This window comes from Gemella parahaemolysans (genome assembly GCF_053758945.1).
Window position 1 is genome coordinate 1 of record NZ_JBSMTP010000023.1, and the last position, 8,872, is coordinate 8,872.

Consider the following 8,872-nt stretch of genomic DNA (forward strand, 5'->3'; position numbering starts at 1 on the left):
GTAGCGGGCGTCAAAATACAATAGGGCTTGAACGAATGTGAAAGCCAGCGCCTTGAGGTGCGTGTTAGTAACAAAGGGTTATACCCGAAGAGAAAACCACCCCTTTTCAGGGGTGGTCATTATTTTTAAAATTCATAATAATATTTTGGAAAAATTTAATTTTATAAGATTTAGTTATGTTAATTTTAAGTAGAATGTAGTAGAATATATAGAAGAGATGTTTTATGTCTCTTGTAGTATGAATGTAAAATTATTAAAGTATTATTAGTAATTTTACATTTTAAATTAAATAATAAAAGGAGTGATTTTTATGTTGAAAAAAGTTTTAATTATTATTTCCTTTTTTCTAGGGATAACAGTGGGAACACTTTCAACTAGTGCATTAATATACTATAATATTTTTGCGTCATTAAGTGAGACGATGTTAAGACTTATTGTTACCATTGGAACTACAGTATTTTTTGTATTAATGTCTTTATTATTCTCAGATAGATTTGTAGCAATGTTAAAAAAATTAGAAGATCGTCTTTCAAAAACACCTATACAGAAAATTGTATTTACAACTATAGGATTAATTCTTGGATTGTTATTAGCGAGTTTATTATCATCTGGGGTAGATGTTATAGCTGGTGCAGGAATAATGGGAAGAATTATTTCTGCTGTAATCTATATAGTATTTGGATACTTAGGATTAGTATTAGGATATCGACGTGAAGGAGAATTTTTAAATATCTTTACGGCGTTTAAATTTGGAAATAAACCTAAGGAAAGAGACCAAAAAGTTAATACGAAGAAAGTTTTAGCTAAAGTCATAGATACGAGTGCATTAATAGATTCGCGTATTCAAGATGTTGCCAAGACTGGATTTTTAGAAGGTAAGATTATTGTTCCAGAGTTTGTTTTGAAAGAATTACAGTTAATTTCAGATTCTGAAGATCCATTAAAACGAGCAAAAGGTCGTCTTGGCTTAGATTGTGTTGAACATCTTCAAAAAATGAAAGAAATTGAACTTGAAATTGATAATAAGTATAAATACAATGAGCATAAAGGTGTTGATAATTTATTAATAGATTATGCTTTAAAATATAAATGTGCTATTATTACAACTGATTATAATCTTAATAAACTTGCTACTTTACAGGCGATTAAAGTTCTAAATGTAAATGATTTAAGTAATGCTGTTAAACCAATGTTAACAACAGGAGAAAGATTAAAAGTTCAAGTATTGAGAGAAGGTAAAGAAAATAATCAAGGTGTAGCTTATACTGAAGATGGAACAATGATTGTTGTTGAAAATGGTAAACGTTCTGTAGGTAAAACTGTTGAAGTAGAAGTACAAAGTGTATTACAAACATCTTCAGGAAGAATTATCTTCACTAAGATTGTTTAATAAATTTGCTTTTTTTGAAAAAATGTGTTAATATTAGTTGTATTGTATTAACGAATGATTATTTTAGGAGGAGAGTATGCACACTTTTTTAATGACAATGGCAATAGTGAGCAGTATTCTGTTAATTGTAGTAGTATTATTACAAGAAAGTAAATCTGGTGGTCTATCTGGATTAACTGGTGGAGCAGAAGAACTGTTTGGAAAACAAAAAGTAAGAGGTGCTGAATTAGTTTTACAAAGAATTACAGTAGTACTAGGACTAATATTTTTTATATCACTAGTGTGTCTTACTTGGTTAAAATTATAGACTAAAAATAGTAAACCTAAAATGTAATTTCATTTTAGGTTTATTTTTATAGAAATAATCGTATGTTTATAATCTAATTTAAGGAGGATTATATGTTAGAAAAAATTGAAAAAATATTTAAAGAAGATAAAGTTTTAAGTATAGAAGATTTAAAAGAAAAATTAAATATTGAATCATCAAAAGAATTTGTTGAATTAGTAAAAAATGTAGGGAAATTAGAGCGAAAATTAACGATAACTCAGTTACCTAACGAGAAGTTTCTTTATGTGAAAGAACCATTAGAAATTGAGGGAGTCATTAGGTTACATCAAAAAGGTTTTGCTTTTGTCTATTCTGCAGATTTAGGAATAGAGGTTTATATCCCTAAAGGATTCACACAAAGTTCCATGACGGGTGATGTTGTATTAGTAAAAGTAGATAGTGTTTATAAGGATGACCGTAATCTTGAAGGAATAGTACAAAAAGTATTAGAAAGAAATACTAAATATACAGTAGGTACATTAACTAATGCTAAGTTCTTCTCTTTTGTAAAAAGTGATGATAAAAATATTTCAAAGTATATAAAGATAACCAATGCTAAAAACTTTAATTTAGTTGATGGTAGTAAGGTATTAGTCGAAATTACAGATTATTCGAAGGTTAGTTTTGAAGATCATAAAGGAATTATTATAAAATCAATTGGTCATAAGGATGATCCCGGTGTTGATATTCTTTCAGTAATCTATAAACACAATATTCCAAATGAATTCCCTCAAGATGTGCTTGAACAAACGGAAAAAATAAGTGATGAAATTAAACTAGAAGATAAGTATAGAAATTGTACTAATGAAATGGTGGTTACCATTGATGGAGATGATGCTAAAGATTTAGACGATGCTATTTCGGTAGTTAAAACTAAAAAAGGTTATCGTCTAAAAGTATTTATTGCTGATGTTAGTAGATATGTAACGGAAGATAGTCCATTAGATAAACAGGCTGCAAATAGAGGATGTAGTGTTTATTTAGCTGATAGAGTAGTACCGATGTTACCTAGAAAATTATCTAATAATATTTGTTCGTTAAATCCTCATGTACTACGTTATACAATTTGTTGTGATATTGATTTTAATACTAAAGGATATCCTGAAAGTTATGATATATATCCAGCTGTAATAAAATCTAAAGGACGATTGACTTATAAAAAAGTTAATGAAGTCTATGCAGATAATAAAGAAACGATAGAAGAATATAAAGAATATGTACCTATGCTGAAGACAGCATTAGAATTATCAACAAAAATTCGAGCTAATAGAGAAACAAGAGGCGCTATTGATTTTGATAAACCGGAATCAAAAGTAGTGGTTGATGAAAATGGAGAAGTTTTAGATATTGTTCTTCGTGAAAGAGGTGTATCGGAAAGATTAATTGAGGATTTCATGTTAAGTGCTAATGAGGTAATTGGAGAGCATTTCTACTGGATGCAAGTTCCATTTATTTATCGTATTCACGAAGAGCCTAAAATGGAAAAATTAAGACAGTTCTTTGATATTGCTGCAAGTCTTGGCTATAGAACAAAAGGTAAAATTGAAGAAATTGAACCTTATATGTTAGCAAATATGCTTAGAAAATTTAAAGGAGAAGTTGTAGAAACTATGCTCTCAACAATTCTTCTTAGAACAATGAATCAAGCTAGATATTCAATAAATAATATAGGACACTTTGCACTTGCTACGAAATATTATACGCATTTTACATCTCCGATCAGACGTTATCCAGATCTATTGGTACATAGAATGATTAGAACATACTTATTTAATGGAGATGTATCTGATCAAACTATAGATAATTTCATCACTAGATTACCTGATTTAGCCGAAAGTTCTTCAGAATATGAAAAACGAGCGGTTGATTGCGAACGAGAAGTCGATAGAATGAAAAAATGTGAGTATATGTTAAAATATCAAGAACAAACATTTAGAGGTATTGTCTCAAGTGTTACGAACTTTGGTGTGTTTATTACCCTTGAAAGAAGTAATATTGAAGGATTAGTGCACATTAAGGCAATGAATGATGATTATTATACATATGATCAAAAGAATATGTTATTAATTGGTCGTAGAAAGAAAAAAGTTTATAGACTTGGAGACGAAGTAATCGTTAAAGTAGCAAATGTTGATTTAGAAAATCAAGAAATAGACTTTAAAATATTGAAACACAAGTCATTAATTAGTAAAAAATAGAGGATTAGATTATGGATAAAGAAATAAAAGTTATTGCCCAAAATAAAAAAGCTAATCATGATTATTTTATAGAAGAAACTTATGAAGCGGGATTAGTTTTAACAGGTACAGAAATTAAATCTATTAGAAGAGGGAGAATCAATTTAAAAGATTCATACTGTCAAACAAGGCGAGGAGAAATGTTTGTTTATAATATGCATATTTCTCATTTTGAAGAGGGAAATAGATTTAATCATGAACCATTAAGAGTAAGAAAATTATTATTAAAGAAAAAACAAATTGCTTCATTAACTAATGTACAAAACGAAATAGGGATGAGTATAGTTCCGCTGAAGCTTTATATTAAAAATGGCTATGCAAAGCTCTTAATCGGTGTAGCGAAAGGTAAGAAAAACTATGATAAGCGCCATGTATTGAAACAAAAAGAAGCAAATAAAGAAATTAATCGTGTATTAAAAGATAAACAAAGATATTAAAAAAGCTACATATTATTATATTGGAAATTTAGGATATCATATCGAAGTTATAGTTAACTACGATATGATATATTTTTTTTGGTAAAAATAATGTAAGACGCCTATATTCTATTTTTTTAATAATAATAATTTTAAGGTGAAAAATATAACTGTTATAAAAAAAGAGAATAAAATTTTTCAAAAAAATATATACTTTTTTTATTGGTATAAAAGCTTTTTTTAAGAATGTTGTAAAAATAACTAAAAAAACGCTTTACATTTAAATGAAAGCGTGCTACAATATTTAATGTAAACAAGAAAATCATTAGATAAATACTATCAAATATTAGTATCTTCTTATATGTAAACAGGTTAAAAATAGAACAGATAAAAAACTGTTATATATCTGAATGGAAATGGAAATGCTTTTATCTTATAAAATTTTAAAGAAGAATTATGATAATATTTGTTTTCGGGGTAAGATATAATAGTGTATTTATAATAATAGATTTTCACAAATCAAACAAAATATATTTATACAAAGGAGAAGTGTATTTATGGAAAAATTCACTCAGTTATTACAGCCAGTGGCTGATAATTTATATATTTCTGCACTTGTTGCATTAATTCCGATAGTGTTTTATTTAGTAACACTTGCAGGTTTTAAAGTTAAAGGTTGGCTAACAGGACTGTTAACTTTGATAGTAGCGATTGTAATCGCATGTGTATTCTTTAAAATGCCGTTTCAATTTGCAGCATTCTCTACGTTCCAAGGAATGGTTTATGGTGCAATGCCTATCGGTTGGATTATTTTAACATCAGTGTTCTTATACAAAATGACTGTTAAAACAGGTCACTTCGATATCATTCGAGACAGTATCACATCATTAACAGATGACCGTCGTCTTCAAGCATTAATCATTGCTTTCTCATTCGGAGCTTTCTTAGAAGGAGCAGCAGGTTTTGGTGCACCAGTAGCAATCACAGCGTCACTATTAGTAGGTTTAGGATTTAAACCACTTTATGCAGCAGGTGTTTGTATGATAGCTAATACTGCGCCGGTAGCATTCGGGGCTGTAGGAGCACCGGTTACAGCGATGGACGGATTAGCAACTTATGCTAACGGATCTCCAATCGCAGCAGCGGAAATCGCAGCGATGATTGGTCGTCAATTACCTTTAGTGTCTATCTTCATTCCTTTCTACTTAGTATTAATCATGGCTGGATTCAAGAAAACATTAGAAGTATGGCCTGCATTATTAGTATCAGGTGGATCATTCGCAATTGCGCAATTTGTAAGTTCTAACTTCATGGGAGAACAACTACCTGACATTCTTTCATCATTAGTTTCATTAGTGTCAATAGTTATCTTACTTCAATTCTGGAAACCAAAGAATACTTGGAGATTTGCTGACGAGAAAGAAGTTGATAAAGATGTAGAAACTGCACCAAAACATACACTAAAAGAAGTTTTAGTAGCTTGGTCACCATTTGTTGTATTAACACTTATTATTTTCATCTGGACAATGAAATCTTCTAAAGCATTCTTCAAAACGCTTGCTTTAAATCCGAAGGTACCATTTATCCACAACAATATTATTAGTTCAGTATCAGGAAAAGAAATTGCAGCAGTATTCAAACTTGACCTAGTAGGATCAATCGGTACAGCGATTTTAGTAGCAGCGTTAATCTCTAAGTTTATTATTAAAATTAGTTGGAAAGATGCAGGTGCAACCTTTATTCAAACATTTAATGAAGTTAAAATTGCATTGTTAACAATCTGTTTTGTAGTAGGATTTGCATACATCATGAATGCATCAGGTATGTCTAATACTCTAGGATACGCGCTGGCAGCAACAGGTGGAGCATTTAAATTCCTATCACCAGCTCTTGGGTGGATTGGAGTATTTATCACTGGTTCTGATACATCAGCTAACTTACTATTTGCTAAATTACAACAAGTTACAGCTAGCCAAGTAGGAATGGATCCATTATTAGCGGTAGCAGCTAACGCATCAGGAGGAGTAGTAGGTAAAATGATTTCTCCACAATCTATCGCAGTAGCAGCTGCGGCGGTTGGGCTAGTAGGTAGAGAGTCAGACTTACTTAAATTTACAGTTAAACACAGTTTCATCCTATTAATCGTAGTGTGTGCTATTATCGCACTTCAATCAACAGGAGTACTTGGATGGATGATTCCAGTACACCCATAATAAAGAAAAATATTAAGGGAGATCGAGATATACTCGATCTTCTTTTCTTTGTGAAAAGAGAAAAAGATAAAAAAATTAAAATAAGACGTTTTCACTAGTATATTTGTTTACAATAAGGAAAAATAGTGGTATTATTGATAAGTTAGATTAAATAATATATAAACTGAAAATTATATATATTTTATAAAGTAAGAACAAGGAGATAAAAATGTCAGTACAATTAAGAGATGATGTTAGAAATATAGCAATCATAGCTCACGTTGACCACGGTAAAACTACATTGGTTGATGAGTTATTAAAACAATCAGGAATTTTCCGTTCAAACGAGCATGTAGAAGAAAGAGCTATGGACTCTAATGATTTAGAAAGAGAACGTGGTATTACAATTTTAGCAAAAAATACAGCAATCGATTATAAAGGTAAAAGAATTAACATTCTAGATACACCAGGACACGCAGACTTTGGTGGAGAAGTTGAGCGTATTATGAAAATGGTAGACGGTGTTCTTCTAGTAGTAGATGCTTATGAAGGAACAATGCCACAAACACGTTTCGTTCTTAAAAAGGCTTTAGAACAAAATTTAAAACCAATCGTTGTAGTAAATAAAATTGATAAACCATCAGCTCGTCCAGAAGAAGTAGTAGATGAAGTTATTGATTTATTTATTGAATTAGGTGCAAATGATGAACAACTTGAATTCCCAGTTGTTTATGCATCAGCTATTAATGGAACAGCTTCTTTAGAAAGTGACCCAAGTGCGCAAGAAGAAAACATGCAATGTTTATATGAAACAGTAATTGATTACGTTCCAGCGCCAAAAGATAATAGAGATGAACCACTTCAATTCCAAGTAGCTTTATTAGACTATAACGACTATGTTGGACGTATTGGTATCGGACGTGTATTCCGTGGAAGTATGAAAGTAGGAGAATCAGTTTCTCTTATGAAACTTGATGGATCAGTGAAAAACTTCCGTGTAACTAAGATTTTTGGTTACTTTGGATTAAAACGTGAAGAAATTCAAGAAGCTTATGCAGGGGATATCGTTGCAGTAAGTGGTATGGATGATATTAACGTTGGGGAAACAGTTTGTCCGACAGATCACCAAGAAGCATTACCAATACTTCACATTGATGAACCAACATTACAAATGACTTTCTTAGTTAATAACTCACCATTTGCTGGTAAAGAAGGTAAATTTGTTACAGCTCGTAAATTAGAAGATAGATTAATGCAACAATTAGAAACAGATGTTTCATTACGTGTAGAACCAAATACAAGTGATTCTTGGGTAGTAAGTGGACGTGGAGAACTTCACTTATCAATTCTTATTGAAAACCTACGTCGTGAAGGTTACGAACTTCAAGTTTCAAAACCAGAAGTAATTATCCGTAATATCGACGGTGTAGATTGCGAACCAGTTGAACGTGTTCAAGTTGATGTACCAGATGAAAGTGTTGGTGCTGTTATTGAATCATTAGGTCAACGTAAAGGAGATATGGTAGATATGCAAGCTGACGGAAATGGACAAACTCGTCTTATCTTTAACGTTCCAGCGCGTGGACTTATCGGATACTCTACAGAATTCATGTCTATGACAAAAGGATATGGAATTATTAACCACACATTTGATTCTTATCAACCAATGCAAAAAGGACGTGTTGGTGGACGTCGTAATGGTGTATTAGTAGCTCTTGAAAATGGTCAAGCTACAGCATACTCTATCTCAAGTTTAGAAGATCGTGGTACAGTGTTTATTGAACCGGGTACTGATGTATATGGTGGTATGATTGTTGGAGAAAACAGCCGTGAGAATGACTTAACAGTTAACATCACAAAAGCTAAAGCTCAAACAAACGTACGTTCTTCTACGAAAGACCAAACAGTAACACTTAAAAAAGCTCGTATTATGACTTTGGAAGAAAGTCTAGAGTACTTAAGTGATGATGAATACCTAGAGGTAACTCCAGAGTCAATTCGTCTACGTAAAAAAGAATTAGATAAAGCAGCTCGTGAAAAAGCAGCGCGTAAAGCTAAATATTCAGAAGAATAGAAATTTAAAAACTTTCGAAGTAGGTAATTATTTCGAAAGTTTTTTAGTTAGTTATATATAAGTAATTTATAAAGAAACTTGCCCAAGAGAAAATAGCTCTTGAGCAAGTTTTATTTAATGGCTTTAGCCAGTTGAGGAGGCGAAGTCTCCGAAACAAAAAACCACCCGCTATGCGGGTGCGAGATAAAAGTTAAACAATTGAAAAATCATCCTTTCTTGATAAAATAAGAGTAGT

6 protein-coding genes are annotated in these 8,872 nt (G+C 31.2%); all 6 read left to right on the top strand.

Going from position 1 to position 8,872, the window contains the following annotated elements; translation table 11 throughout:
* Window positions 1-310: 310 nt before the first annotated feature.
* The 6 genes from ACWOBP_RS08000 (at window position 311) to typA (ending at window position 8,637) form a co-directional block, all read left to right on the top strand.
* Window positions 311-1,390 (top strand): TRAM domain-containing protein, encoded by a 1,080-nt coding sequence (locus ACWOBP_RS08000; RefSeq protein WP_455338243.1) that lies wholly within the window; start codon window positions 311-313, stop codon window positions 1,388-1,390.
* A 76-nt stretch (window positions 1,391-1,466) separates the two neighbouring features.
* Complete coding sequence (gene secG, locus ACWOBP_RS08005) at window positions 1,467-1,697, top strand: preprotein translocase subunit SecG (RefSeq protein WP_003144724.1); 231 nt, start codon at window positions 1,467-1,469, stop codon at window positions 1,695-1,697.
* A 92-nt stretch (window positions 1,698-1,789) separates the two neighbouring features.
* Window positions 1,790-3,916: a ribonuclease R gene (gene rnr / locus ACWOBP_RS08010; RefSeq protein WP_455338244.1), complete on the top strand. Its 2,127-nt coding sequence runs from the start codon at window positions 1,790-1,792 to the stop codon at window positions 3,914-3,916.
* 11 nt (window positions 3,917-3,927) lie between these two features.
* Window positions 3,928-4,392, top strand: a complete 465-nt coding sequence (gene smpB, locus ACWOBP_RS08015; protein ID WP_455338245.1) for an SsrA-binding protein SmpB — start codon at window positions 3,928-3,930, stop codon at window positions 4,390-4,392.
* Window positions 4,393-4,928: 536 nt separating this feature from the next.
* A complete protein-coding gene (locus ACWOBP_RS08020) occupies window positions 4,929-6,584 on the top strand; it encodes an L-lactate permease (RefSeq protein ID WP_455338246.1) in 1,656 nt (551 codons plus the stop codon).
* Window positions 6,585-6,792: 208 nt separating this feature from the next.
* Window positions 6,793-8,637 (top strand): translational GTPase TypA, encoded by a 1,845-nt coding sequence (gene typA / locus ACWOBP_RS08025; protein ID WP_455338247.1) that lies wholly within the window; start codon window positions 6,793-6,795, stop codon window positions 8,635-8,637.
* The last annotated feature ends 235 nt before the right edge of the window (window positions 8,638-8,872 follow it).